21 protein-coding genes and 2 pseudogenes are annotated in these 21,618 nt (G+C 55.0%); 10 read left to right on the top strand and 13 right to left on the bottom strand.

Annotated elements, in window-relative coordinates:
- Window positions 1-106: 106 nt before the first annotated feature.
- Window positions 107-1,636, bottom strand: a complete 1,530-nt coding sequence (locus tag CP556_RS22060) for a CARDB domain-containing protein (RefSeq protein WP_176548299.1) — start codon at window positions 1,634-1,636, stop codon at window positions 107-109.
- Window positions 1,637-2,105: 469 nt separating this feature from the next.
- Here CP556_RS22060 and CP556_RS22055 point away from each other — a divergent pair, with 469 nt between their 5' ends.
- Window positions 2,106-2,741, top strand: a complete 636-nt coding sequence (locus tag CP556_RS22055) for a hypothetical protein (protein WP_098727792.1) — start codon at window positions 2,106-2,108, stop codon at window positions 2,739-2,741.
- A gap of 292 nt (window positions 2,742-3,033) precedes the next feature.
- Here CP556_RS22055 and CP556_RS27635 read toward each other — a convergent pair whose 3' ends face one another.
- The gene (locus CP556_RS27635; RefSeq protein ID WP_486187789.1) at window positions 3,034-3,525 is read right to left on the bottom strand and encodes a DUF8115 family protein; all 492 of its coding nucleotides are present in this window, start codon (window positions 3,523-3,525) and stop codon (window positions 3,034-3,036) included.
- A gap of 57 nt (window positions 3,526-3,582) precedes the next feature.
- A complete protein-coding gene (locus tag CP556_RS22045; protein WP_098727791.1) occupies window positions 3,583-6,192 on the bottom strand; it encodes an outer membrane protein assembly factor BamB family protein in 2,610 nt (869 codons plus the stop codon).
- Window positions 6,193-6,511: 319 nt separating this feature from the next.
- Between CP556_RS22045 and CP556_RS27005 the strand changes: the two are divergent.
- Window positions 6,512-6,842: pseudogene (locus CP556_RS27005) on the top strand (universal stress protein); the annotation flags it as partial.
- A 284-nt stretch (window positions 6,843-7,126) separates the two neighbouring features.
- Here the strand turns inward: CP556_RS27005 and CP556_RS22030 are convergent.
- From CP556_RS22030 to CP556_RS22020, 3 genes and pseudogenes are all read right to left on the bottom strand, one after another.
- On the bottom strand, window positions 7,127-8,002 hold the full coding sequence (locus CP556_RS22030) for a transposase (protein WP_255291569.1): 876 nt from the start codon (window positions 8,000-8,002) through the stop codon (window positions 7,127-7,129).
- A gap of 243 nt (window positions 8,003-8,245) precedes the next feature.
- A pseudogene (locus CP556_RS22025) lies at window positions 8,246-8,422 on the bottom strand (hypothetical protein); the annotation flags it as partial.
- 12 nt (window positions 8,423-8,434) lie between these two features.
- The gene (locus CP556_RS22020) at window positions 8,435-9,067 is read right to left on the bottom strand and encodes an IS6 family transposase (RefSeq protein WP_098727797.1); all 633 of its coding nucleotides are present in this window, start codon (window positions 9,065-9,067) and stop codon (window positions 8,435-8,437) included.
- A gap of 110 nt (window positions 9,068-9,177) precedes the next feature.
- Here CP556_RS22020 and CP556_RS22015 point away from each other — a divergent pair, with 110 nt between their 5' ends.
- Complete coding sequence (locus CP556_RS22015; protein WP_098727789.1) at window positions 9,178-9,453, top strand: hypothetical protein; 276 nt, start codon at window positions 9,178-9,180, stop codon at window positions 9,451-9,453.
- 897 nt (window positions 9,454-10,350) lie between these two features.
- Here CP556_RS22015 and CP556_RS22010 read toward each other — a convergent pair.
- Window positions 10,351-10,764, bottom strand: a complete 414-nt coding sequence (locus tag CP556_RS22010) for a DUF7344 domain-containing protein (RefSeq protein ID WP_098727788.1) — start codon at window positions 10,762-10,764, stop codon at window positions 10,351-10,353.
- A gap of 66 nt (window positions 10,765-10,830) precedes the next feature.
- The gene (locus CP556_RS22005) at window positions 10,831-11,193 is read right to left on the bottom strand and encodes a DUF7344 domain-containing protein (RefSeq protein ID WP_098727787.1); all 363 of its coding nucleotides are present in this window, start codon (window positions 11,191-11,193) and stop codon (window positions 10,831-10,833) included.
- Window positions 11,194-12,131: 938 nt separating this feature from the next.
- On the opposite strand from CP556_RS22005, the gene CP556_RS22000 reads away from it, so the two are divergent.
- The 7 genes from CP556_RS22000 (at window position 12,132) to CP556_RS21970 (ending at window position 17,376) form a co-directional block, all read left to right on the top strand.
- The gene (locus tag CP556_RS22000) at window positions 12,132-12,734 is read left to right on the top strand and encodes a tyrosine-type recombinase/integrase (protein ID WP_098727786.1); all 603 of its coding nucleotides are present in this window, start codon (window positions 12,132-12,134) and stop codon (window positions 12,732-12,734) included.
- A 407-nt stretch (window positions 12,735-13,141) separates the two neighbouring features.
- The gene (locus CP556_RS21995; RefSeq protein ID WP_141551742.1) at window positions 13,142-13,522 is read left to right on the top strand and encodes a DUF5805 domain-containing protein; all 381 of its coding nucleotides are present in this window, start codon (window positions 13,142-13,144) and stop codon (window positions 13,520-13,522) included.
- Window positions 13,519-14,640 (top strand): tyrosine-type recombinase/integrase, encoded by a 1,122-nt coding sequence (locus CP556_RS21990; protein ID WP_098727784.1) that lies wholly within the window; start codon window positions 13,519-13,521, stop codon window positions 14,638-14,640. The genes CP556_RS21995 and CP556_RS21990 overlap by 4 nt, the downstream gene beginning before the upstream one ends.
- Before the next feature lie 293 nt (window positions 14,641-14,933).
- Window positions 14,934-16,208 carry an IS4 family transposase gene (locus CP556_RS21985; protein WP_098727783.1) on the top strand — a complete coding sequence of 425 codons (1,275 nt, stop codon included), beginning with the start codon at window positions 14,934-14,936 and terminating at the stop codon, window positions 16,206-16,208.
- Between the two features lie 191 nt (window positions 16,209-16,399).
- A complete protein-coding gene (locus CP556_RS21980; protein WP_098727782.1) occupies window positions 16,400-16,702 on the top strand; it encodes a hypothetical protein in 303 nt (100 codons plus the stop codon).
- The gene (locus CP556_RS21975) at window positions 16,699-17,088 is read left to right on the top strand and encodes a DUF7344 domain-containing protein (RefSeq protein ID WP_218011999.1); all 390 of its coding nucleotides are present in this window, start codon (window positions 16,699-16,701) and stop codon (window positions 17,086-17,088) included. Before CP556_RS21980 ends, CP556_RS21975 begins: the two co-directional genes overlap by 4 nt.
- Window positions 17,089-17,157: 69 nt before the next feature.
- Window positions 17,158-17,376, top strand: coding sequence for a DUF5805 domain-containing protein (locus CP556_RS21970; protein ID WP_098727781.1), 219 nt, complete (start codon window positions 17,158-17,160; stop codon window positions 17,374-17,376).
- A 171-nt stretch (window positions 17,377-17,547) separates the two neighbouring features.
- On the opposite strand, the gene CP556_RS21965 is transcribed toward CP556_RS21970, so the two are convergent.
- The 5 genes from CP556_RS21965 to CP556_RS21945 all read right to left on the bottom strand — a co-directional run bounded on the left by CP556_RS21965 (window position 17,548) and on the right by CP556_RS21945 (window position 21,601).
- Entirely contained in the window at window positions 17,548-18,780 is a 1,233-nt protein-coding gene (locus tag CP556_RS21965; protein WP_098727780.1) for a tyrosine-type recombinase/integrase, read from the bottom strand.
- A 22-nt stretch (window positions 18,781-18,802) separates the two neighbouring features.
- A complete protein-coding gene (locus tag CP556_RS21960) occupies window positions 18,803-19,330 on the bottom strand; it encodes a PIN domain-containing protein (protein ID WP_098727779.1) in 528 nt (175 codons plus the stop codon).
- The gene (locus tag CP556_RS21955; protein WP_098727778.1) at window positions 19,327-19,863 is read right to left on the bottom strand and encodes a DUF7437 domain-containing protein; all 537 of its coding nucleotides are present in this window, start codon (window positions 19,861-19,863) and stop codon (window positions 19,327-19,329) included. Before CP556_RS21955 ends, CP556_RS21960 begins: the two co-directional genes overlap by 4 nt.
- 405 nt (window positions 19,864-20,268) lie before the next feature.
- Window positions 20,269-20,670 carry a DUF7970 domain-containing protein gene (locus CP556_RS21950; protein ID WP_007344000.1) on the bottom strand — a complete coding sequence of 134 codons (402 nt, stop codon included), beginning with the start codon at window positions 20,668-20,670 and terminating at the stop codon, window positions 20,269-20,271.
- Window positions 20,663-21,601 (bottom strand): ParA family protein, encoded by a 939-nt coding sequence (locus tag CP556_RS21945; RefSeq protein ID WP_098727777.1) that lies wholly within the window; start codon window positions 21,599-21,601, stop codon window positions 20,663-20,665. The genes CP556_RS21950 and CP556_RS21945 overlap by 8 nt, the downstream gene beginning before the upstream one ends.
- Window positions 21,602-21,618 lie beyond the last annotated feature (17 nt).

Below are 21,618 nucleotides of genomic sequence, written 5' to 3'. Positions count from 1 at the left end.
CCTACTCGCTCAATTCAGCCACCCAACGGAGATGGAGAGAAAAATGGAATGGGGAGTGCCGATGTGATAGCAGGCCCAAAAACGGTCGCGAAGAGCGTAGAAGAGGCTATCGAACCGGAGTGTCAGTTCGCCAGTGACCGATAATGTCGCGCAGCAGTGACAGGTCTATGTGACCGTCATTCCAGTCAGTACTGGCGTTGCTGACACCTCTGAGTCCGATCTCACCGTTGTCGCCGGCATACGTTGCACGGCTGTGCTTCACAGTGAGTGTCTGTGTATGACTCTCCTCGGCGATCCAGACTCCATGGGTAACAGCCCCTGGCCGGTCGGTTGTTGCCGCTGCTTCGAAGGTGACGGTCACTGTCTCATTCGGGGCGAGCGTGACCGTCTCAGTCGCAACGACATCACCGCCAAGTCGGTATTCGACGGTTTCCGTTCCATTCATGCCACCAACGTTCGTGACTGTGGCATTCACCGTGATGTTCTCTTCTTGGGGCACACTGCCTGGGGCATCGAACGCTTCAACAGCGAAACTCGCAGGCTCAGCATCACTAATGGTGATGGTATCGGTCCCGAGAGCGTAGTCGCTTGAAGATGCGCTTTGGATGGTGTATTCATCACCGGCCGTCGCATCCTTCGGGATCGTCACTTTATATGTGAGGGTCGTTGACTTGACGTCACCCCAGTCAGCAAATACTTCATCGTTGGCATTGTTCACGCCCTTGAAGTCGGCACCACCGTCATCAACAATGGTCACATCAGCAAACGCTGGTGTGAAGGATTCGGCAAGGAACAATCCAGACGACGTGTTCTGCGTCACGTCGACAGTCACTGTTGTGGTTGCGCCAGGAGTGAGCGTCGACTCGCTGATCGTTCGGTCAAGGTCAGCAGTGGGGTTGCCAACAGTGAGCGTTACCGTAGCTGCCTCATCCGCTGAGGCAACAGCATACTCATAGCTGCCGGCATCACGGTCCCCCAGTGCGGCCATGAACGTGACTGACTGCGTCTCGCCTGGCTCGAGCGTGACCGACTGGGACGCAACAACCTCCCCATCGAGCGTTAGGTTGACAGCCTGCGTGTCTGTTGTCCCTCCAGTGTTTGTCACTGTAGCTGATACATTAACCGAGTCACCAGAGTCAATGCTCGTCTCACCAGGCGTTAACTCTGCCACGTCGAAGAATGCCGGGTCCGTGTCGACCTCGATCACTGCTGGCTCGATCGTCACATCGCTCATCTTGCCACTGTTGAGAGTGAAGGTATCACCATCTGCTGCATCGTCTGGCACTGTGACTTCGTATGTGACGGTCGCTGTCTTGACCTCGCCCCAGTCAACGAATAGTTCATCGTTGGCATTGTTCACCCCAGAAAGGGTGGCGCCACCAGTATCGACAATGGTCACATTCCCGAATTCCGGAGTAAACGTTTCAACAAGCGTCACTTGGCGAGCTTCCTGGAACTTGAAAGAGACAGTTACAGACGTTGTGGCGCCTGGTGAGACGACGTGGTCAGACACATTCCGCTCGCTCGTGTTCGTCTCGTTTAGTGACGCAGTATCACTCCCGTCGGCGGCAATTCCAAGGCCGGAACCGACGAGTGCTAACACGGCCAGCAGTAGTGTCACCGTCACGAAGAGCATTGTTAGTCGCTGGACTGTGCGACGAGGAGTCTGGTTGTCAGGTCCGGAGAGGTGGGGAGAGCAGTCCTCTCGCCATTGGTGGACACTCATATATCGAATAGTGAATTACCAGTAGGATATATCTAACTATTTTTTGATTTAACATGTGAGTCAAGAAGGATCGCTGAAAGCACCGCGTTTGCACAGACGGGAAGAGTTGAGACCGCCTCCGCACCCTGACGGACGGAGAGTCAGCCTTGCCACCGATAGCAGGTGGGACGGTGGCCCTCACGCGTGATCGTTGTCAGGCAGAGGTATGCGCTATCGGTCGTGTATCACGATCAGCAGCGCAGTGGTCACGAGCAACGATTACGGCCGACACTCCATTTCTGCGGTTTTCTTTTATTGGACGCTACACCCGATAGCGGCGGCTGCCACTGCGTCGGACAAAGACAGAAAAGACTCGTTCCTGTAGTCACTACCGGTTATCGTGACGAAAGAATACGACCGGCTCACCGAGCATCCCCGAACGGCCATTGATCACAGTAATTTGAATTACGACGAACGGGCACAGCTCCGGAAGATCAAGGTCACCAAGTCGTCCGATATGACGAACAAAGGTGGCGCTGGTCGCCTGACGACGATCTATTATCTCGAGGGCGACAAACAGGAGGCAGCCGAGGTGTTCGTCGAAGAGAACCGAGACAAGCTCGAGACGATCGACTTTTCGAGGAAAGATCCCATTCAGCGAGCCGTCTCTCGGGAGGTCTACGACTGGATCTTACACGCCCTCGGTGAACGTGAGATCGAGAAATACGACTCAGTCGTTCGCGAAGTCCGTCCAGCAGAGAACGTGACGTGGGTCATCGGGCGCGCGCACTATGAGGAGTACCCGATGCGGCGATACTCGACTGGTGAAGAGCCATCCGTTCGCGTCGAGAAGCTGTCGCTTGACGACCTCTATGAGTCCTTTGATGATGTGATCACGTGGTCAGACCTTGGGGAGCACAATGCGATCGAAGGCGATGCACGATACATCCTCGACTACTATCGGGTCTCAAAGGATTTTACGTGCGATCCCGTCTCCCATGATGGTGAGATGGCGATACAGAAGCGTCATCAGTGAACTGCCTCGGGGGCAAGTAGTTCGAAAGGTCTTCGGCCTTTCATCATCACGAGAGAGCGAAGCTCTCTCGAACGACCTCGAGGCTTCCTGTTTCAACGACACGACTTGCAGGCACTCGTCACGAATGCATCACAGCTGGCACAGGTTAACATAGGTTCCTCCAAGAACGTGAGTAAACCTCTATAAACGTACTGGCAGCCAGTCGCTAAGTAAGAGCTGGAACGGACTGAAAAGGGTTATTCCAGTATCTGTATACAGTATCCAGATACAATATACTTCCGGGAGAGACAATTCAGAAGTCATCTGATTCGTAGTACTGCCGGCGGCCGGCCTTGCCCGCCTGAATGATTCCGTCGTCGTCCTCGTCGCTGTCCACCTCATTGAGCCCGATGCAGACTAACAGCCGAAGGACAGCCGCCCGCGTGTCCGCGTCCTCGGCGTCCCAGTCTAGCTCGTCGGCCGCCGCGTCACCCACGTCCGCAAGTCGGTCAGCGTTCTCAAGGCCGTGGAACAGCGCTGCAAGATTCTCGTCGAGGAGCGTGAGATTCGAGGAGAGGTCGTTGTTGTCGATCTTCTCGTAGGCCTCGGCCACGGCGTCCTCGAGTGACTGTGGCCCGTCGTCGGGTCGACTTCGTCCTCGCGGTAGTGGGGCATACGCACGAAGCGGTCGTCCCGATCGAAGCGAAAGTCCTCGAGCGATTAACGGGATTAGCGAAGAGGATCTCGGCGCGTACTGGAATCGCCGCCTCAGCAAATGGGTGTTCCTGCGGTTGCAACAACGCATCGAGGAGAAGGCGGCGGGCGGGGATTCTCAGGCTCGACACCGAGGCGGTTCACGTAGTCAGTCCACAGGATCCCCAGATCGCCACGCAGTGATCACCTTCACCAACAACCCTATGTCGACAGTACTGTTGCGCCAGTCGCCGAGCGCATCACGTAGACCGATAATAGTGACAGTTCCATCACTGTTGGCATAGTCAGCAACCGTTGGACCGCTAGATTCGGGCGGATCGGGGAAGACGGCTGTTCCATCAATAAATCCGATGAATCCTTCCGAAAGTGTCGTCAGATATACTCGGTCATCGGTCGCGTTAAGCGCAAATGTTGTATTGTCTACGCTCGCAACTGTAGCCTGGTTACCATCTGGAGTGAATGCTTCCAACGACGGTTTGGCATAAACATAGAAGTTCCCTCGACCGACGGCCAGTCTCACATCAACATCATCGTTCTGATCAATTGGCTGTCTCGTAACCTCCTCACCCGTCCGGGCATCAACGGTCTGCAAATCATTGTTACGTCCGACGAGATAGCCGAGCCGATCACCAATCAGGCCTCCGTTGTTGGAGAGTGACTTGTCAAGGGTGTTTACCCAGCGCGGTGCACCATCCGATGCCTGAAGCGCAACGAAGGTCTCATTCCGATCAGCATCATCACCTGCTAAGAGAATCGTCTCAGGATTGCGATCCACCTTAGATACCCTGACAATCTCCTCAGAGACAGTTGTCCATTTAACGCTCCCGTCAGCCGCATTGAACGAGACGGTACGAACTCCTTTAACGTCTGTAGTGGGGTCACCCTCATCTGTGATCACTTGGACCGTGGTTTCGGACGCTAGAATCCCGTATACTTCATCTTGGGAGTTGAATTCGTCCTCCAAATTGACCTGCCAGGATTCACTACCAGTCTCAAGATCGTACGCAATGACCCGAGATCTGAATGACGATGTCCCAGTTATAACATTTCCGCCGACGACAACGGGTGAGATGATCCGTGTTCTGACGGTTGTCTCCCACTTCTGGTCACCGGTTTCAATATTATATGCGCTGATAACGGCTGACTGGTCACTACGGGGGACTGTAGTTGTCGAAATGACAATGCCATCGCTGACGACAGGGTTCCAGTTTCGGTCATTCACTCCGGTTGGAGAAGCCGACCAAGTTATTTCACCGGTTGTCTCGTCAACCGCATGCAAGTCACCGGTGTTAGTGAGACCAACTGTAAGTTCTCTGTCTAGGTCTCGATCGACAGTGGTAACCCAACCGCCGGTATCGATGGCCCATTCTACCTCTCCCGCTGAAGAGACTCGTTCAAGCGTACCGGTATTCTCTGGAATGAGATGAGCGCCATCAATAAATTCGTTAGAGACATCAAGATCTACTGCCTCCTGGAACGGCCTGAGGGATGAACCCCCCATAATGCCTCGATCGAACACTTCTTCACTACTCTCGATATCGACAGCCCAAATTCGAGCACCTGGTGGATTGGTGTACCGATGGTAGATGATTCCGTTATGTTCGACAATTGGATCACTACCCGATGACCCACTGATTCCTGGAACTGGGACAGACCACTCAATATCTCCTGTTTCGAGATTATATGCTCGCGCTTCACCTTCGATACTGTTCCCTTCAGCGATGACCGCCAACTCCGGTGTCACCGTTAACCGTGTGCGAAGATCGTTAAACGTAAGCTCCCACTGCGTCTCGCCGGATAGCCCGTCTATCGTATGTAACACCGCATGATATTCATCAACTGGCTGTAGTATGATCAGAACCGTCCCATTGAGTACATGGAACTGGCCATATCCAGTATCGTTGATCTCGGCGCTCTCAAACGTCTGTGTCCACTCAGTTGTTCCATCCTCCAGTGCAATTGCCTGGATTATAGTTGAATCAACAGAACGATCGTCAGTGGCTATATATGCACGCTCAGCATCTATACGGAGAGCATTTTGATGTTTGACTTTGACCTCCCAGTTTCGGTCCCCGGTAGCAGGATCGATTGCAACGAGGCGCTGAGTTTCACCATCTTCAAACGTAAGAAGGGTTCCATTCGCCATTTGGAGGTCACCAGAAAAAGACCCAATAGTATCGATCCGCCAGTCTAGGTCTCCTGTATTGTGGGTTATTGCAGTGAGTGAAGTGTCGGTTCGAATAAATATCCGAGTACCATCCATCTCGACCGCTCTAATACGTTCGCCAGCCTCGTGGTCCCACAAGAGATCACCCGTCCCAGTATCGTATGCGAGTATCTTTTTGCTTATCCAGGCGGTAGGGCGAAGAGCAAGTAAGACTCCTTGGTCCTGGACCAGTTGTATCCTTTCTGCAGTATTATCATACTGGACCTCAATCGGCAAGTCTACCGTCGTTTCCCAGACATCCTCACCAGATTGTCCATCGACAGCAGTGAGTGTCTTACCGACAGTATAGTAGACCTGACTATCGTCCGCAACGAGACCGTTTACTGTTCCACCCGTGTCTATTCCGAACGCTCGCTGAAGATCCTCATTTCCGGTATCTTCAGCCGCCACCTGGCCGGAGAATCCACCAATCGCCGCTAACCCGACACCTGTGGCGGACTGAAGGACGGAACGTCGATTCGCTGTAAGTCTACTTGACTGGTCGATGTTACTATCCTCGTTGCCAACTTTCTGTGAGTCTTTATATTCCATTATTTGTAAATAATAAAGATATCATATGAATCTACTGGCCATTAATATAATTTATCTGTTGTATTTTTCTAGTATAAAATCTGCGATGACACCGTCACGCCAGCGAATCTCCTGCAACAGATTTGCTGTGACGAAGCAGAGCGGGTCGCGGAACGCAACGACCAGATCGCCCGAACCACTGACTCCTCCTCGAGACGAGTTTTGCGCTCCTTGTGTTCGGCCAACGCGTCGGCGTAGCTGGCGATGTCCCGAAGCCGGTCTAGTGATGTCTCATTAAGTTTGTTGACGATCTCCATGGAGAGGTCAGCTGGCGGAGTTGTCGTACCTTCGTCACGCAACACGGGAAGCGACGCTGGTCCACGTCGAGACGCCGACGGATCCGGCACTTCCGGAGGGTTCCGATTCTGAGGCACGACTCGCGGGACGCGGACGAGCTGACTCGAGGAGTGAGAGATCAAGACGCAGACCGCGGTCCGCCAAGGCGATTTGACGGACGAAATTCTCGCCGCAGAAGCCGAGTTTGCACCGACGGTAACTCTTGTTGGCTCGCGTAGCACAGCAGTCTTCGCCGACTCCTGCTCGGGACCATCTTCGAAGATGCGCGTCGTCAGGTGCGTTTTCGATCGACCGCCCCAAGAGTATCCCGGTAGCGACCAGTCGTATTGAACCAGGTCCGGTTGACACGGGTGAATCCAAGGCGGGCGGGCATACAACTGCCGTGGTGACATCCTCCTCGCCGTAAACAGTAGTTGCCGATTCAACGCGGATGACCGAGTGAAGCTGGTCGATCAAACGACTTGGATTGCGGCGCTCCGATAATCTGGGCGAAACAGAGAGGAGGGGAGAGAAGAAACGCCGCCAACAGTGGCGTTTCTGAGCGTATCCACTCGATTACGGCGTTCTGACCGATTAACTCGGTCGGACTGATCTCCCCCTATCCGTAGTCGATTACAACGACGAATTCCCGGAAGATACGCGTCGAGATCGGCGGTTTATCCGACACATCTCCAGCTGATACGAGCACATTTGCAAGGATCCACAGATTGTACATCGAAACCGCGAACAGGAAGTAGAACAGCCGTACCGAGAACGTCGGTGACGACGTTCTCGGGAGAAAGTCACCGATCTGGCGATAGGAGGTTTCGATCCCCCAGCGGCGGCGGAACGCCGCCGCGTACGCGTTCGCTGCCTCAGCTTCGAGGTCGAGATTCGTAACGAACCAGACGTGCTCGTCCTCGGTTGTCCGATGTGGAACGGCAAACACAGTCACTGCAACTGAGGCAGTCGGGTCACGCTTTCGTTGCATGAGATACTCATCCACGACCATCTCAGCGTCGGCGCTGAGACGGGCTTTCACCCCTTTACTCGGGCGTGCACGGACGATATAATCGACGTCGAATTGTTCAAGTTCCGCAACGACGTGAACTTGATAGAACCCTCTATCGAGGTAGACGTGTCTGATCAAGACGTATTCATGTGCCGTTTCGAGTAGCGAGCGAACGGCTTCGCGCTTGGCGCGAAAGCCGTTCGCCTCCAGCGCCAGCACGTCAAGCGTGAATCGCGTTCCTGGTGCGACGATACAGATCATCGCAAAACAGTACGTTCGATTTGTTCCCTGATCGGGATAGGTGAGTAGGGCGTGGTCAGTGTCTGCGTCGCCGTAAAACCGCCACTCGTGGAGATCGATCGCAACATCAACACAGTCGGGTAGCAGCCGTTGTTTCCGGAGAATATCGAAGAGATCGTCGCGGACGCCATCGAACTGATCGTCGATGGCGTCCGTCTCCAAGTTTCGGAGGTGGTAGAGCAATGATTTTGCGAGTCCATTGCGAGCCGTCGACGTGACGTCAACGGCTCGCCGTGAGTAAGCTGGTACGTTTTCCCGACTGTATTGGCGAACTCCTGCTCAAAGGCGACACGAGAGAGGACATCCAAGAAGTCCTCTCTCGTATAGCTCCCACAGGGTTTGATGTCGAAATCGAGCGCTGGATAAACAACGGTGGAGGCGGCGCGACAGACTTGCTTAGCTTCGGTCGTCTTGACCATGGACACCCTACCAGCAACGCTGCAAATTAGGTTCGGCGTCTACTGTGAACGGCGGGATTCTCTCTCTCTGCTTAAAGATATCGTCTTCGCCGTTTTCTGTGATTGCGTAGTAGTTTGTCCGCCTATCGAGCTGCCCTTTTTCGACGAGGTCCTTATTGACGACGGTATCAAGATTCGGATACAGGGTCGTGTTAACTTAAGCATGATTCCACCAGACGGCATGGGCTTGAAGCCAGGTTTCTGCGGTGACTGGATCGACGTGGCTGAAGCAGTTTGAAAACGATGATGTTCGTCGTTGTACCTCTCTAAAGACACGTTCGATCTGGTTTCTGTCGCCGTGTAATTGAACGCGGTAGCTGAGGCCTTCTCGGCGGAGCCCGCCGATCAGATCGTCGGCGTCGTCGACGAGAAACAGGGCGTCTTCGACGTCGTGTTTCTCGGTTAGCCCGGTGAGAAACTCCCGTGCAATCGGGATCGTATACGTCGGAAACAGCCGTAAATGAAGGATTCTGTTCGTTTCTGGATCGACTGCGGCGTACAGCCAGTACTGCTGGTCGTTGATTCGGATCGCCTTCTGATCAACCGCGACGCGATCCGGGCTTGCGCCGTCCGCCGGCTGTAGATCGGCCTTCTGCACCCAATTGTGGACCGCTGTTCGACTCCGTTCGACACCCAAATCCTCAAGCAGCGTAACTGTATTCGAAAGCGAGACTCCCGCAAGATGATGGCGAATACCCTTTTCAATGATCTCGCGGGGTGTCCGCTCTCGCTCCACAAACTCCAAGTCGATCCATCCAGTAGAGACGGCGAGGCGGTCAGTTTTGGCCATAGGCATCCAGAACTTCGACCGCCTCATTCCTAACTTAACACGGCCCCTCCAATAGGGAATACAGTTAAGCAGCATCGCACTGAGCATCAGATGTGCAGGTGAAGTGATACATGCATCTGGCCGATAACCCTCGTCCCCCGCTCCCCGAGTGGATCACCGAGGCATACGTTGTCCTTTCTGCTGAGATATCCGACTCAGACACCGAGGACAGTAACCAGCAGGCCCCGTCAATCGATCAAGACCGTGCGGTCGACATTCTCTGCGCAACTGACCGCCTGACACTTGAGCCAGGAGATGCAAACCATGCAATTACAAGGCTCCTTGAGCGGGGGTATTTCTACGAAGTCGACGGTGAACTCCGCGTCACTCTCCCAGCGGCGGAGTGAAGATATTGAGTGTCTGTATAGGTGCTGAGAGTTATCGACGAGTTGTGCGTCTCAGGGAGACTGATTTTCTCTGATCTCGTTTGCCCTTTCTATGGATATTTCATGGATGCCGAGGTTGAAAGTCAACATGCACTGTGCTCCTGGACAGCCCTTCAGGTCACGGTATATCCCGTTTTCCTCATCATATGTCCAAGAAACCCTTGATCCACAAGACGGACAATCTAAGGTAATCTCAACTATTTCAAGTGACATTATTCTTGGGTCGATTTTACGAGAAGGTACACTCCAGCGGTGTTTGGAACTGTGTGTTCGAGCGACATATCTCCTGAAGTACTAAACCACCCCGCGTGGTTGCCTGCGATATTTTCGCCTCGCAATTCGTTAGGCTTACTCTCTTCCGGACAGGGGATGAGTGTATAATTTCCTGGAGGACAGAGATCACCCATGACAATTGCGCCATCCTCTTTGCGAGTTAGCCAGCAAATGACACGCCCTTCGACGGGTAATTCAGGCTGATTAAGATCCCCCACCTTATCTGATGTTTCGTCAATATTTTGTATCCTCGATCTCTCCTTAGAAGACCCTTGATCTGTCTGGGGGTATAACTGGTCATCCCGGCTATCTTTGTGCGTTGGTCTCTGGTTGTGTTCTTTCACAGTAACTAGAAGGGGAAGAGGCCATATCAACAATGGCTGATTGTACGATTTTAGCTAGCCGTCCGATATTCACCCTCTTCGGCATGGTCTACGCACAGCCGCTTCGAAAGACGCAATGGATGATTATAAGTACAGGACTGACAAGAGCAGAATATCCGTGCCTCCCGATATAATCCGGTCATTGAGGTTGTTCAACGGTACTATTGTGGTTCGCCCTGAGAAACGGGGGGCGATTCCCCTCTCAGGACATCATACCATCGACATCTGATGACAAGAGGAGGAGATGCAAGAAGACTCGACCCACTTCCGGTAAGCGAGCATCAGGTGTAACACGTGTCTGCTGAGCATCGTACTTAATGACCCCAGCATCAGCTAAAGTCCTGAGATGCGTATGTCGGAGTGACTCGCGGATATTCCGGTAATCTGCACCTTTGGCCTCTTCGAGGGAGTATTCGTATCTAACTGCTGTAACCCAACGTGCAATCTCTTCCATTGATATCCACTCATCCGGGTCACGATTGAGTAGGTAGAGAATCACGAGTTGGCGACGACGGTTCGCCAGCAACGAGCACATCGTGATCACTTCCTCTTGATTTGCCTTAACTGCTACAAAGGTGGAGATGGTTCCAAGCCATGGTGGTGGATCGTTACTCATTCCACACCTCGCTGTTCCCAACTATGCTGGCAGTAACGACACTCATCACAACGGACGAACTAACCGTCATGTGCCCCCTCGTTCAACGTTGCAGTTTCTCCTCAGTAGCTCGATGTAGTTAGCAAGAGGCTGGGTGTTGTCTGTCTCAGCCACTAGTTTCGCTCGCTCGTCGAATTCGACGACACCAAGTCCATCGAGAAGACCCAAATGCGATTGAATGAGGGCGATATAGACTCTCGAACGTTGTTTCCCTGTGACTTGATTGGGATCGATTTGATTCTCATTGGCTGCAATTTCGCGTGCAAGATCGCTGGCAGGGATCGGTTCCTTCGAACGCGAAATCAAGAGGATCACCCGTCGTCGTCGGCTATTTGATAGTGCCTCGAATGAGTCATTTAGTGATAATGAAATTTTCTGCAACTCTTTCATCTCAGAGTCCCTCCTGTATGAGGAACTCTCCTCTCAGCATCAGCAAGACGATGCAATGGACTTCGTATTCAATTAGATGGACAAAGTAGTGCTTCTCAAGACTGGCGAGGAGTTGATTTACCGTCTGGATTTCCCAGTCGCTTCTAACGGCTATGTCCCTACGCGTAGTGGAACCACCGTTATCACTTGCGTATTGAACGATTCGTCTGAGTCGTGGGTCACATTCTGGAGTGGAGGCACTCTCACCATCCCCGTTCGGGTGACGGACAGAGTTATCACTCCGTGACCGTGTAGTGTCTGGTGCTGTCATTTGGGCAGCGTTGGTGCCCGGTGTCCTATCACCGGGGGCCGCTTTCAGGCCACGTAGCCGTTGTTCACCTACTTAAAAATAGATTTGTATTCTCACTTGCGGACGGCAACTGCTTTCGTCATTAGGCCCTCCCAAACTCGAATCCAGCGACTTGTCTGACTACGTTGTTCATTCTTCTCGTTCATGTCTAATCGCTTGGCCAGAGTCATTATGCCATCATTTGTGTCTCTGAGCACCCGATCCACAAAATCCAAGGGACAGTACCTCACAAAGCGTCGGCAGCTAACCCAATCTAAGTCTCCGATTCTGTCCTGATGTGTCGTTGGTAACAAGTGAGCTACGCTGAGCGAGGAGGGTGCTGTCGCTGGCGGCGATCAGCTGCCGACACGACAGCGTAGCCACTCACAAAGAGGCGCGCTTGACCGGTGACTACCGGTGGAACCGGTCGTCAGATGGCCGGTTTGCGGGGGCGGCCCGACGCACCACGAGGGTAGACGATGTCAGAACCACCTTTCTCGTAGCAGAATCACTGTGCTGCGCGGCATTCTCTGATCTGGTTCTCGAGAATCGTTCTATTTTATAATGGAATCGGAAGTTACTTTATTTCTGTTTCGAAACGGGGTGTACCATGACTGTCGACGACGAGGTCCACTGGCTGAAGCCAGACCAAGTCGATCGCCTCCGCGATGCAGCTCACGACGGCCGCCACCCTACCCGTGACGACGCGATCGTGACCATCCTCTACGACACAGCGCTCCGACGCGCTGAACTGTCGAGTGTGAATCGCGCCATGCTCGACCTCGAGGAAGAGAAGTTGCGGATACCTGGACGGATCCAGAAGGACTACCCCACCGACCGAAGCCCACGACCGGCCATGTTCGAACTCGATCAGACTGGGGGTCTCGGGACAATCAGCACGTTGACCGCGTATCTTGAGACTCGAGACGACGAACACATCGCGCTGTTCCCGTCGCAGAAGAGTTCCCGACTCTCACCGAAGGCCATCAACGATGTCGTCCAGCGCTGCGCGAAGAGAGCTGACGTTCGCCCCTTCTCCTTCGAGGGCCGTGGAACCGCCTCCGACGTCTCCGCCCACACGCTCCGCCACAGCGTTCCCTGGCGGATGCTCCAGGTGGAAGATGGAAATACACTGTACGACGTTCGAAATCGCCTTCGGCACCGGACTGTGCTCACGACGGAGCGGGCCTACGACCATTTCGAGACTATTTAACCCAGCGCAACCACCGACTTCTGAATATTTCATTGATCTATCTCAGAGTCTCGATAATATCTCGCGCAGTTTCGGCTATCTACCGGAATACTGACAGCGTGGATCGCGGACTGACAGCGCGACCATATCGTGATTCAAGTAGTATGGTCGCGCTCTCAGTCGGTCGAACCGACTGACAGTCCGGACTTTCCCAATCCTACGCGGCCGGATTCGAACCGTCTGCATGCGATTAGAGGCGACCCCGACGCCGTCTCACTATCACACTAAATACCTATTCTATCAGACTCTTTTTCCCACTCCTTCCGCATGGAATTAGTACATAAATATACATCGGTCTTATCGCCGTATATGAAATTGCTGAACGTAAAGGTATTAAGTATGATACAACCCATAAAATGTTTTGCGCCATGGTAGATACGAAGCAAGCCACCGTCCCTGAAGAGTGGGCGGCCGATGCAGACGAGATGGGCGTCTCCTTCTCGGAGTACGTCCGTCGCATGGCTCGCGCTGGCCGACGCCAGTGGGGCTACGAGCACAACGAAGAAGCAGACGAACCGCACGTCCAGTTCGAAGAAGGTCGGTCGTCTCCCGATGAGGAAATCGCCACCATCATCCAAGACACGATCGTCCGCAACCTCTCCTCGAGGGACGGGATCAGTGAAGACGAACTCGGCGAACTGATCACTGGCGACATCGCCGAGGAAGTCAGCAACCAACTGGAGGAACTCATGCGAGAAGGCACCGTCGAGTACAGCCCAACAAACGGCGGGTGGGTGTTGACCGAATGACAGACTACGGTGAGATCGACGTCGAGGACATCTTCACGTCGTCAGACCCGGTCGCCGACTGGTTGGAGCTCAAAGACCACGAAGACCTCGCACCAGGAACGACCGAAGGACTCAGGCAGGTTCTCCAGCAAAACGAGAACGAAACGGCACTCCAGCAGTTCCTGGGCGATCGCGGAATGGGTGTCCTAGATGCCTCGGTCCAGGACCTCTTCGACTACAAGGACTACCTCGAAGAGAAAGGCGCGAATGATCGCGGCATCCACAACAAGCTGGCCGAATCGTCGGCATTCTATAAAGAACTGATGACGATGAACCAGACCGAGTCCAACCCCGCGGGCTACGTCCTCTCCCGAACAGACCTAGACACGAGCTCGCCTGATCGCGTCCATCACACCGTTGCAGAGATATCGGGATTCCTGAAATCGATCCCGCAACCACAGATCCAATTACTCGCCCTGTACAGCTTGAAGTATGGGTTTCGACGAGGTGCCTGCGTGAACACGGACCTGAAGTGCGTTCACATCGATCACCCTTCCTACCTCGAGTGGCTCGACGAGCAGGGTATCGAGCTCAAAGAGGAAATCAGAGACAAACCAGACTCGATCTACGTCTACGGGAACTTCAGCGAGGGCGACGTTGTTGAGGGCGAGAAACGAACGAACGGCAATAAGCGAGAGAATCCTGCGATCGTCCCGATCGACGCCGAACTGAAGCAAGCGTTGCTCCAGTACCTCACGATCCGGCCAGAGACCGAGCCACCACATCCACTCTTCACAGGCCTCAAACCGATCGGCGGGACGTACGGACGGATGAGTGGCTCGGCGATGTATCAGCAGATCATCCAGAAGTACGGAAAACGCTACGGAATCACCGGTGAAGACAGTCGAGAAGACGTTGATCTGCACTACTTCAGGCACTTCTTTTCGACGCAGATGTCACGGTTCCGCGGCGATCACGACGGCTCGCTCGACGACGCCCTGATCAAATACATCCGCGGCGACAAGATGGACGACAAACAGCAGGATGTCCTCGATGCGGTCTACAGGCACGACAGCTGGGGCGTTAACATCCGCGACGAGTACCTCGACAACATCTACACCTTCGATCTCTTCGACTAACAGCGATTCTCTTTCCTCAGAAGTCACGCCTAGAGAGCCCAGCTATTGTGGTGGGCCGGGCCCCGAGGTTGTGACCGAGAGAGCTCTTTGGTGAGCACCGCTGTCCCAGAAGGACAGCATTCCCCGTTCTCACCGGACCCACTTAGCTCTCACTCACGGTGAAAGTCAGGATCAGAATCATCCGTCTTTAGCTAAGGGGAGAACCACGTGACAGCGACGGCTTATCGAGGCTACTTTTCGAGAGGAATGAGGAGGCGACGAGTATGTACAACGACACCTCCTCATCGAGAATTATGCGTCGGCTCACTACACTGTTTCCCTCCGAGTTCCTCGAAGAGCACGCCGAGGAACTCGGCGTGGTCGAGCGAGAGGGTAAGCTCCAGATTCCTGTCCTCGTGTGGGCGCTCGTGTTCGGCTTCGCCGCAGGCGAAAGCCGAACACTCGCTGGGTTCAGACGCTGCTACAACGCCACAGCTGACGAACCAATCTCTTCTGGCGGGTTCTATCACCGGCTGACGCCGACACTCGCGGAGTATCTCCGCGACCTCGTCGAGGCCGCGCTCGACGAGGTCGCTGTACCCGACGCTGTTGACGCTGATATCGACCGATTCAGAGACGTAATGATCGCTGATGGAACGGTGTTGCGGTTGCACGAGTTCCTCTCTGATGAGTTCCAAGCCCGTCACGAGGAGCAGGCTGGAGCGAAGCTCCACCTGCTCCACAATGCCACCGACAAGACGATTGAACGGATCGACGTGACGGACGAGAAAACACACGACAGCACTCTGTTCAAGACAGGTTCGTGGCTGGACGGACGGCTGGTTCTACTCGATCTGGCGTACTTCAAGTACCGCCGCTTCGCGTTGATCGATGAGAACGACGGCTACTTCGTGAGTCGGCTGAAAGCGAACTCGAATCCGGTGATAACGGCAGAATTACGGGAATGGCGCGGCCGCGCCATTCCCTTGGAGGGCAAGCAGCTCCACGAAGTGGTCGATGATCTCTCGCGGAAGTACATCGACGTTGAGGTCGAAGCGGAGTTCAAACGTGGGCCGTACAACGGAACACGGTCGCTGGACACGAAGCGGTTCCGCGTCGTCGGCGTCCTCGTTGCGGACGCCGACGACTACCATCTCTACATCACGAATCTACCGAGAGAGGAGTTCCTCCCGGCTGATCTAGCAACGCTGTATCGGTGTCGGTGGGAGGTAGAGACGTTGTTTCGTGAACTGAAGACGCAGTACGAACTGGATGAGTTCGACACAAGCAACCCGGCTGTTGTGGAGATTCTGCTGTATGCGGCGTTGCTGTCACTGCTGGTGAGTCGTGATCTGTTGGGTCTGGTCACCGAGCAAGCCGATGATGAGATCGTGTTTCCGCCAGAACGCTGGGCGGCGACCTTCCGGTCGCACGCCCAGCTCATCCTCCACGAACTCGGTGAGTACCTCGGCTACTCGCCACCGCCGTTGCTGGAGCGGTTGATTGAGGATGCACAGAAGATCCACCAGCAACGACCGATCTTACAAGAGACGCTCGCTACCGCTACGCAACCGAGGTGTGAGTCTTAGCTAAAGACGAATGGGATCAGAATAAGATCTCCCTAAACGGCCGCTCGTGAACGCCAGCAACAGGTTCTCAACGGTCCGTCTCACTCTCCACTGACTAACTATACAAATATACTTTATAATCCATCCAGTAAGTCCGGTTGACGCATGAAAAGCGTCCCCGGTGTGACTGCACCGGGAACCAAGGCTGCCGAATGACAGCAAACAAGACTAACAGCGTCCCGAGTGATAACTCTGTCTCTCGCCTCCCGATCGAGGCCGAGGCGGTTACCGTCACCCGGGACCCACGAACCCGACGAATCGTTGAATTCGCAGACAGCTACGCCGGCACAACCACCGCGAAGGACATCGCCAATCGCACTGGCTGGACCCTCGAAGAAACACGTGTCCACGCCCGCCGGCTCGAAGAAGAGAACCTCGTCCAGACCATCGGAGAAGGAGCCCGCATCCTACTCCTGACCGAACGAGGAGAGCGCCTCGCTCGTGGTGAGCTGTGAGCGCAACCGACGAGATCGACGAAGCGGACTGGTCGTCGATCCCGATGGATCCAGACGACGCCTTCACTGCCGTGTCGAACAGCCGTCGACGGCGCGTTATCCTATCGGCCTCACGTTCTGACGGGGCCGTCACAGCCGGCGATCTCGCCGTCGAAATCGCAGCGATCGAGAACCTGATCGATCCCAGCCAGGTGACCAGCCAGCAGCGCACACGCGTCTATGTCGCGTTGATTCAGGGCCATCTGGAGACGCTGGATGATCTTGGTGCGATCAACTACGATGAGCGGGCCAAACGTGTTGCGGACACTGACGCAACGGAGCCACTGTCCTGCCAGATCCGCCGGATGCAGACTGCCTGCTACGACCCACAGGAGAATGCGTCATGATCGGGAAGACGACAATCTGCATCGTCCGAGGGAATCACCGATGACCAGCAAGGTCCTGGACCGACTTCGTTGGAGAAAAGCGCGAAAGGCCCAACCGAAGATGTTCAAGGTATTTTCGAGGACGTGATCGTACAGAACCTCTCAACACCAAAAGGAATCAGCGAAGGTGAACTACTCGAGTTGATCACGAAAGATCTCGAACAGCAGTTCTCCGATCAGTTTGAGGATCTACTGGAAGAGGGCCGAATTGAATATCTTCCGACCAAAGGAAGGCTGGTGAAACAATGAGGGAGAACTCGGTCAGTCGGTTTGGGAACGTCGATACGAACGGCCTCTTCACGATAGATCCCGTCGGCGACTGGCTAGATCTGAAGGCCCGTGAAGTCAGTATGTCCCCCAACCGTTTTACGGTCCAGTGATAGCGAACTGAGACCAGTCGGTTACTCGTTACCTGTTCAACTAACCATCAATCTCTGAGAGCGCTTCTGTGGCAACGTCTCCGAGTTCTCCGGCCTCAATATGTGAGTACCGCTCCCGCACCATCTCCTCTGAATTGTCGAGATATCGGGCTGCAACCGTGTATCCAAACGCGCGGACAAGAACCTCGCCCATCCCACGTCGACCGCCGTGAGGTGCGAGATAATTATGCTTTGGATGGTCAATGTTGATATCGAAGTCTTCCGAGAGTTGCTGGAGAATCGACCGTGCGCCATCCGTCGTGATCGATGGCGGTCGAACGTCCTCGTCGAGAGCCAGCAACAGGTCACGAGCATACTCGCCACGTCGCTCGTCGATTGCATCTGGGCGTTCCCCTCGATCAGCCAGCTCGTCCTGCACGAGCGTCGCAAGCGTCCGCTGGTCGAACGTTGGGAACACCGGCCACTGCTCCGTCGGTGGGTCCGTAAGCTGGTGATAGCTCCGAAGTGGAGAGATCACGGGATCGGGTAGGCTCGCGGCATCCCACTGTTGTTTCTTCCGATAGACGTCCATACTCCCGTCGTCGATAGAAATCTCCTCCCACTGGACCCCTCGCCGGCGCGGGTCGTTCGGGTCCCGGAGCAGTTCTCCGACACGGACAGCTGTGTACGCAAGGACGAATACGAGGGCACGGTCACGAGCGGCTTTCAGTGCCGTATATCGGGCTCGTTGCCTGTCGAGAGGGTCAGTATCATCGGGGAGTGCCGTGTACGCCTCAATGGCGTCGCGGGCTCGCTCGTCGGCGTGCTGGGTGAGGGCGTGACGCTGCTCGGACGTCCAGGCCTGCTGGTCGCCGGGCTTGCGGCCGTCATCCTCGGGGAGCGGTGCCATCGCGCTTGCCCGCTGGGCATAGTGTGCCTCAAGGTAGCCCTCATTGACGCACCAGCCACACCACGCAGAGAGATAACGGTAATAGGTTTGTACAGTGTTCTGTTTGAGCCCTCGATCACCGACGAGGTGTCGGGCGTACTCTCGAAAGACGCGTTCGTCAAGGTCCTCGAAGGTCGGCTCTCGGTCGACGTTGTCGGGAACGATCCCGGTCCAGTCGTCGCCGCGGTCGCCGTCGGCCCACTCGGCGAACCGTTCGAGTTCGCGCCCTGCGTTGCGTCGGTAGTTCCCGCCGTCCCCACCGCGGCCTTTCCCCTTGTCCTGAAGATAGCGCTCGAAGCTGTCATCGAGAGCGCTTTTAGGACGGAACGAACGATCGTCGATCATCGGCCCTTACCTCGGAGCTGCGTCACCGAAATCCGTTGGCTGTGATCGTCTCGAGATATTCGACGCTGATGTACCGAAATTCGATACGGTCGCTGAAGCCGTGTTGAGGGAGGAGCGCCTCGGCTGCCCGTCCCGCCGGTTTGTCGGTTGTCAAGAGAACAACGTTGGCTGCCTCCCCGGCATCGAGCAGTTGCGCAGCGAGCCCAACGAGCGCCGTATCCGCTTTCTCGGTGATATCCTCGTCGCGGTCGGTCTCGTTCGCGATGAACCGGCGCGCCTCGTCCATCACTGTCGAAACGAGTGGATTGGTGTAGTCGAGCTCGTCGGCGACGACGATCCAGCCCTCCTCGAATCCATCGGGATAGGGAATGTTCCCCGAGGGATACGCGTCTGCTGCAGGATCGCCCCCGAGCTCTTCGTAAACACGCTGCGGAATACGTAACGAGACATTCACCTGTCGGAGCGCCCGACGAAGCCGTTGGAATTTGTCCTTGCCCGGACCGCCACACCGCACAAAGACACCAGTATCGGCGATATAGACCGTCGTCATGCAGTTGCGTCGGCGTATTCGGTAGCAACCGGTTCCAGCGCCTGGAGGATGATCTCGGCTTCAAGCGGTGAGAGGTCAAGTTCCCGGGCTGCAATCCGGTGGTTAACCGTGCCATCAACGTACTCGGAGGCGTACTCGAGGGCGACAGCAAGACCGTCGAGGCTATGGCGCTCGATGTAGACATCAATGTCTTCATCCTCATCACGGCGGGCAACCGCAGCGATAAGTGCCGGCGTGATCGTTTGGGTTTCACCATCCGTCGAGAGCGTGAGTGCAATCGACTCGGCGTCATATTCGTACGGGCGCTGCTCACGAGTTTTCTCCACTAAGGCAGCCGTTTCGAGGTTCTGGACGTAGTCGTAGGCGGTCCCCTGTGGGATATCGAGTTCGTCGACGATCTCGGAAACGGTGATGGGACCGTGCTGCAAAATATGGGCGTAAATCTGAGCGAGTGCCGGCGTCTCGAGAAGATCGACGACCGTCTGAAGCTGCTGAATGGGTGGCTGGCCCGACCGGGGAGGTGAGTGCGACATCTCGGTTACGAATTATAGATAATTCGTGATAGGGCTTCCGGCTGAGAAGATGAATTCGGAACCCACTCGATAATTGCAGAAAGACACCCTCTCTCAGCGACTCTACCCTGGGGGAAGCGGCGTCATGAGGCGGTTGCAGCATTCGTGCTTCACCGACGGCGTCGGGGTACTTCAAAGTGGTCGTGATTACCAGTGTAATCACGCCCAGACGCGTATTTGCCTAAAGTTCCGAATTCTGGCGGTAGTAGTGTTAATAGCCAAGAAACCGGATTTATAAATTATATATCGCTATATCAAAACTGAGCCGGCGGTCTCAACTGAGTTCACCGTATAGAGGCGGAATCAGACTATTCTGAGGTTGCTGTTGGGGTATTGTAGAATAGCTTTCTATTTTGGAATAGTACGCTATTCAGTCGATTCTGAAGAAGCAGATTCGCGAGCTTGTTCGAATCGTTCGGCCACTTCGTCTACGAGATCTTCCTCCACGACGGTTCGGAGAAGAGCATCAGTCATTTCCCGAACGACGATGTTCTGGTAGCCCTGCTGGTTGAGCTCGCGTTCCAGTTCATACTTCAGCCAGGAATCGAAGTCCTCGATCGTAGCCTCCCGGGCGTAGAAAGGCCGCTGTTTAGCGGCCTCATAGCTGAACGCTGAATCGGTCATCGGGTTTTGTCGTTCGACGGGTTCCTGAGAGGGCGTCTCCTCGTCGCCTCCCGATTCAGATGCGTCATCCGTATCCTGGGGTTCGTCGTCCGGTTCATCTTCGAGTGTCTCCCCGAGGTCGGCAAACGGATCGTCGTCAGACATGGCGGACCACCTCACCTGCCTCGACGATGTGCGCCAACTCGTCGAAACACTGCAACTGGTCACAGTCAGGGTCGTAGTCCAGCAGGGGTTTGCGCTCGCCATAGGCCTTTGTGATGCTGGTACGGTCACGGATGCCCGGTGAGGGTTTGAGATCGCCGGCGTCGACAGCCTCCCAGTCCGTAATCCGCGCAAAGTTCGGGATGCGGTCCTGGAGGTTATCGTGCGAGTTGAGACGTTCGAGGAGCTGTCGATCTTGAGTCTGCTGGTCGATACGGCCGCTCAACATGTTCGGAACCAGTGACAGAACGTCGACGTCCATATGCTGCCGAAGCGGTGAGATCTGTCGCTCGATGGTTCGCTCCAAGCCGGCCATCGCCTCGTTCCCCGGGGCGAGCGGAAGCACCAAGTTCGCCGTCGCGACGAGCGCGTTGTCCGTGAGTCGGGAACGGTACGCCGGCGAATCTGTGACGATATAATCGTACGTGTCCCCAAGGAGTGGGTCGACGACTTCCCGTTTGAGCAGCGCAGAGGGTTGGAATACGTCGCCGACGACGATCTCCCGCTCGACCTGTTCTAAGTCTTCGCTGGACGGGAGGATATCGAACCCATAGCTGGTATCGTAGACAACTGAAGTCGGGTCAGCATCGTTGAAGAAGACGTCGCCGATGGTTTCCTCGGTGTTGTGGTATTGGTCGTTAAACCCCAGCCCCACGGACGCGTGGCCGTTCGGGTCAAGATCGATGAGGAGGACATCGTGTTCGTGTGCGGCCAGTTGTCGGGCGAGGTTGACCGCAATCGTCGATTTGCCGACGCCTCCCTTCAGCATACACACCGAAACAGCCCGAGAGTTCCCATCGGTCTGTACCGAATCATATGGGCTATTTGGGCTATTCGTTCTATCTATGCTATTCTTGCTATCTGAGCCACTCATACTATTCAGCAGTATCA

Source organism: Natrinema sp. CBA1119 (assembly GCF_002572525.1).
GTDB lineage: Archaea > Halobacteriota > Halobacteria > Halobacteriales > Natrialbaceae > Natrinema.
The sequence above is the reverse complement of the archived record's forward strand: the minus strand, read 5'-3'. Positions and strand labels throughout refer to the sequence as shown.

Bases quoted from the DNA above. Each gene is read 5' to 3' on its own strand.
- CP556_RS21950 (WP_007344000.1), bottom strand. From the start codon at position 20,670: ATGTCTGACGACGATCCGTTTGCCGACCTCGGGGAGACACTCGAAGAT.
- CP556_RS21990 (WP_098727784.1), top strand. From the start codon at position 13,519: ATGACAGACTACGGTGAGATCGACGTCGAGGACATCTTCACGTCGTCA.
- CP556_RS21960 (WP_098727779.1), bottom strand. From the start codon at position 19,330: ATGACGACGGTCTATATCGCCGATACTGGTGTCTTTGTGCGGTGTGGC.
- CP556_RS22005 (WP_098727787.1), bottom strand. From the start codon at position 11,193: ATGAAAGAGTTGCAGAAAATTTCATTATCACTAAATGACTCATTCGAG.
- CP556_RS21995 (WP_141551742.1), top strand. From the start codon at position 13,142: ATGGTAGATACGAAGCAAGCCACCGTCCCTGAAGAGTGGGCGGCCGAT.
- CP556_RS21955 (WP_098727778.1), bottom strand. From the start codon at position 19,863: ATGTCGCACTCACCTCCCCGGTCGGGCCAGCCACCCATTCAGCAGCTT.
- CP556_RS22020 (WP_098727797.1), bottom strand. From the start codon at position 9,067: ATGGCCAAAACTGACCGCCTCGCCGTCTCTACTGGATGGATCGACTTG.
- CP556_RS21945 (WP_098727777.1), bottom strand. From the start codon at position 21,601: ATGAGTGGCTCAGATAGCAAGAATAGCATAGATAGAACGAATAGCCCA.
- CP556_RS21965 (WP_098727780.1), bottom strand. From the start codon at position 18,780: ATGATCGACGATCGTTCGTTCCGTCCTAAAAGCGCTCTCGATGACAGC.
- CP556_RS22000 (WP_098727786.1), top strand. From the start codon at position 12,132: ATGACTGTCGACGACGAGGTCCACTGGCTGAAGCCAGACCAAGTCGAT.
- CP556_RS22015 (WP_098727789.1), top strand. From the start codon at position 9,178: ATGCATCTGGCCGATAACCCTCGTCCCCCGCTCCCCGAGTGGATCACC.
- CP556_RS27635 (WP_486187789.1), bottom strand. From the start codon at position 3,525: ATGCGTTGTTGCAACCGCAGGAACACCCATTTGCTGAGGCGGCGATTC.
- CP556_RS21980 (WP_098727782.1), top strand. From the start codon at position 16,400: ATGACAGCAAACAAGACTAACAGCGTCCCGAGTGATAACTCTGTCTCT.
- CP556_RS22045 (WP_098727791.1), bottom strand. From the start codon at position 6,192: ATGGAATATAAAGACTCACAGAAAGTTGGCAACGAGGATAGTAACATC.
- CP556_RS22060 (WP_176548299.1), bottom strand. From the start codon at position 1,636: ATGCTCTTCGTGACGGTGACACTACTGCTGGCCGTGTTAGCACTCGTC.
- CP556_RS21985 (WP_098727783.1), top strand. From the start codon at position 14,934: ATGCGTCGGCTCACTACACTGTTTCCCTCCGAGTTCCTCGAAGAGCAC.
- CP556_RS22010 (WP_098727788.1), bottom strand. From the start codon at position 10,764: ATGAGTAACGATCCACCACCATGGCTTGGAACCATCTCCACCTTTGTA.